1 protein-coding gene is annotated in these 641 nt (G+C 39.6%); it reads left to right on the forward strand.

Annotated features, from left to right (window positions below; genetic code table 11):
- A partial coding sequence (locus BAU28_RS20970; RefSeq protein WP_116500429.1) for a Cna B-type domain-containing protein occupies positions 1-641 on the forward strand: 641 nt, incomplete at both ends.

The raw sequence follows: 641 nt of genomic DNA on the forward strand, positions 1-641 counted from the left end.
TGATGAAAATGGAGTAGCGTACAAGTATGAAGTGAAGGAACAGCCAGTAGCGGGATACCAATCTGACGCACACGGTTATGACATCACAAATACAAAAGTAGGCGAAACAAAAGTAGAAGGAACAAAAACGTGGAACGATAACAACGCAACAGATCGTCCGGAAATGATTAAAGTAGACTTACTACAAAATGGTAAAGTAGTAGATACAAAAGAAGTAACAGCAGCAAGTGAATGGAAGTATATGTTTGAAAAGCTCCAAGCATACGATGCAAATGGAGTAGCGTACAAGTATGAAGTGAAGGAACAACCGGTAGCTGGATATGAATCCAAAGTAAGTGGTACTGACATCACGAATACAAAAGTAGCGAAATTAACAGTAGAAGGAACAAAAACGTGGAACGATAACAACGCAACAGATCGTCCAAGCTCGATTAAAGTAGACTTACTACAAAACGGTAAAGTAGTAGATACAAAAGAAGTAACAGCGGCAACAAACTGGAAATATGCATTTGCAGATGTAAAAGCATATGACGCAAATGGAGTAGCGTACAAGTATGAAGTGAGGGAACAGCCAGTAGCGGGATACCAATCTGACGTACACGGTTATGACATCACAAATACAAAAGTAGGCGAAACAAAAG

Source organism: Bacillus paramycoides (assembly GCF_001884235.1).
Lineage (GTDB): Bacteria > Bacillota > Bacilli > Bacillales > Bacillaceae_G > Bacillus_A > Bacillus_A paramycoides.